A 2,589-nucleotide genomic window follows, 5' to 3' on the forward strand; every position below is an offset into this window, starting at 1 on the left:
CGAGATCGAGTAATGTGACTGGAGTTCAGACGTGTGCTCTTCCGATCTGCCGGAACCCCGCCAGCCAGCGGGCGGGGTTCCGGCCCCGGCGGCCCGCCTCCTCCTCGGGAAGTCCGGCCCGCCAGGGCTCCGCCAGCAGGCGGCGCATCCGCTGCCTCTGCCGCCGGGAGGGCGGGGGCGGCGCGGGGGTCTCTTCAGCGTCCTGCCGGAGGGCCTCCTCCAGCGCGTTTTTCAGCATGGCGTCAAACACAGGACCGTCCATCCAGATATCCCTCCCTTCTCAGTGCGTCGATCAGCAGCTTTCGTCCCCGGAAGACCCGGCTTTTTACCGCGCCCTCCGTCAATCCCAGTTCCCTGGCGATGTCCCCCATGCTCCACTCCGCCAGGAACCGCAGCTCCAGCACCCGGCGATAGTCCTCCGGCATGGACCGGATCAGGGCCACCAGAGCCTCAAACTCCCCCTGGTCCGGCGAGACGGCGGGCTCCGGAAAACCCGGGTCCAGCTCCGTCTCCCGGCTCTCCTTTCGGAGGATGTCCAGGGCTGTGTTTCGGGCCACCACCATCAGCCAGCGCTCCAGCTGCCCGTCGGAACGGTCCCGGAGCTGGGGGAAGTTCTGGATGAGCTTCACAAAGGCGTCGTGTACCGCGTCCTCGGCCCTGGGGCCGGGGCCCAGAATGCGGGCGGTCAGCCGGAAGAGCTGCCGCTGGCTGTGTTTATAGAGCAGGGTGAAGCGCTTCCGGTCTCCGTCCCGCTCCAGCTGGAGCACATATCCGGCAAGCATGGCCGCCTCCTCCTTTCGTCCTTCTGTACATTCAACGTCTCAGCTCCCGAAAAGGTTTCCAAAATTCCAAGCTTTTTTGGAAGAGGAACCTGGGAATACCCGGCGGGGAAACGGCAGATACTTCAAGAAAACCACCTTCGAAGGAGGAAGCGCCCATGATGACCGCCTTCGCCCGCACTGCCATCCTTTACTTTTTGATTATGACCGGACTGCGCCTGATGGGGAAGCGCCAGATCGGCGAGCTGGAGCCCGGCGAGCTGGTGCTGACCATGATGATCTCGGACCTGGCCACCGTGCCCATGCAGGATTTCGGCATTCCCCTTCTGGCGGGAGTCATCCCGATTCTGACGCTGCTGGCCTTCTCCATGCTCCTCAGCCAGCTGTCCCTGACCAGCCTCCGGTTCCGGCGGCTGGCCTGCGGCGCGCCTTCCGTCCTCATCCGGGAGGGCCGCCTCCAGCAGGAGGCCATGCGGCGGAACCGCTATACCCTGGACGAGCTGCTGGAGGAGCTCCGGGGACAGGGCTTCACCGGCGTGGAAGAGGTAAAGTACGCCGTGCTGGAGAACTCCGGCCACCTCTCCGTTCTCCCCTGGGCCCGGAGCCAGCCCCCCACGGCGGAGCAGCTGGGGCTGGAGGTGAAGGAGGACACGGTCCTGCCGGTGGTTTTGGTGAACGACGGCCGCCTCCTCCGGCGGAATCTGAAGGCCCAGGGGCTGGACGGCGCCTGGCTTCGGGAGGCTTTGCAGAAGGAGGGACTGGCCTCTCACCGCGAGGCGTTTTTGCTGACCGTGGACGAGGCGGGGAGGGTGGTCTGCGTGAAAAAGGAGGGCTCCGCATGAAAAAGGGCTTGCTGGTTCCCGCTGCCCTGCTGGCGGCCATCTTGGCCTTCTGCCTGTGGAACAGCGCCGCCATGACCGCCTGCACGGACCGCTGGCGGGCCCGGCTGGAGGAGGCGGACCGTTTGGCCCAGGCCGGGGACTGGGAGAACGCCGCCGCCGCCATTCGGGAGGGGTACGCCGACTGGTCCGCCCGGCAGACGTATTTGCACATCGTCACAAGCCATGACGCCGTGGACAGCGCGGAGGCCATGTACCACCGGGCCCTGGCCTTCGCGGAGAGCCGGGAGGACAGCGAGCTCCGGGCGGAGCTGGCGGACCTCCGGGACCAGCTGCGGCTGCTGGCGGAGATGGAGGAGTTCTCCCTGCGGAATGTGCTGTAGCGCCGGGGGAGGGGAAAAGCGCCGGGATTCCATCCCGGCGCTTTTACAGGCGGCGCCTTATTTCTTCACGATCTCTGCCGTGTCCATGGCGATCATGAGCTCCTCGTTGGTGGGGATCAGCAGCACCTTCACCTTGGAGTCGGGAGTGGAGAGGACGGTCTCCTTGCCCCGGACGTCGTTGGCGGCGGCGTCCAGCTTCACGCCCATGTACTCCAGACCCTCGCAGACCATGGCGCGGATGACCTTGTCGTTTTCGCCCACGCCGGCGGTGAAGATCACGGCGTCCACCCCGCCCATGGCGGCGGCGTAGGCTCCCACGTACTTCTTCACCTCATAGGCGAACTTCCTCTGGGCCAGGGCGGCTTTCTGGTCGCCCTTTCCGGCGGCGTTCTCCAGGTCCCGGAAGTCGGAGCTGACGCAGCTGAGGCCCTCCACGCCGGACTTCTTGTTCAGGGCGTTCAGCATCTCGTCGATGCTCATGCCCCGCTTGTTCATCTCGTACTGGAGGATGCCCGCGTCCAGGTCGCCGGACCGGGTGCCCATGGGCACGCCCGCCAGGGGGGTGAAGCCCATGGAGGTGTCCACGCT

3 protein-coding genes and 1 pseudogene are annotated in these 2,589 nt (G+C 66.1%); 2 read left to right on the top strand and 2 right to left on the bottom strand.

What is annotated here, in order from left to right:
• Positions 1-242 precede the first annotated feature (242 nt).
• Complete coding sequence (locus QZ329_RS15445) at positions 243-782, bottom strand: sigma-70 family RNA polymerase sigma factor (RefSeq protein WP_295753888.1); 540 nt, start codon at positions 780-782, stop codon at positions 243-245.
• A gap of 155 nt (positions 783-937) precedes the next feature.
• On the opposite strand from QZ329_RS15445, the gene QZ329_RS15450 reads away from it, so the two are divergent.
• Together QZ329_RS15450 and QZ329_RS15455 are read left to right on the top strand one after the other, a co-directional pair.
• A complete protein-coding gene (locus QZ329_RS15450; RefSeq protein ID WP_295753889.1) occupies positions 938-1,621 on the top strand; it encodes a DUF421 domain-containing protein in 684 nt (227 codons plus the stop codon).
• Positions 1,618-2,001 carry a DUF4363 family protein gene (locus tag QZ329_RS15455; RefSeq protein WP_295753890.1) on the top strand — a complete coding sequence of 128 codons (384 nt, stop codon included), beginning with the start codon at positions 1,618-1,620 and terminating at the stop codon, positions 1,999-2,001. The genes QZ329_RS15450 and QZ329_RS15455 overlap by 4 nt, the downstream gene beginning before the upstream one ends.
• Before the next feature lie 57 nt (positions 2,002-2,058).
• Here the strand turns inward: QZ329_RS15455 and QZ329_RS15460 are convergent.
• A pseudogene (locus tag QZ329_RS15460) lies at positions 2,059-2,589 on the bottom strand (acetate kinase); the annotation flags it as partial.

This window comes from uncultured Oscillibacter sp. (assembly GCF_910579365.1).
GTDB lineage: Bacteria > Bacillota > Clostridia > Oscillospirales > Oscillospiraceae > Oscillibacter.

Coding starts and splice junctions, on each gene's coding strand:
- QZ329_RS15455 (WP_295753890.1), top strand. CDS start 1,618: ATGAAAAAGGGCTTGCTGGTTCCCGCTGCCCTGCTGGCGGCCATCTTG.
- QZ329_RS15445 (WP_295753888.1), bottom strand. CDS start 782: ATGCTTGCCGGATATGTGCTCCAGCTGGAGCGGGACGGAGACCGGAAG.
- QZ329_RS15450 (WP_295753889.1), top strand. CDS start 938: ATGATGACCGCCTTCGCCCGCACTGCCATCCTTTACTTTTTGATTATG.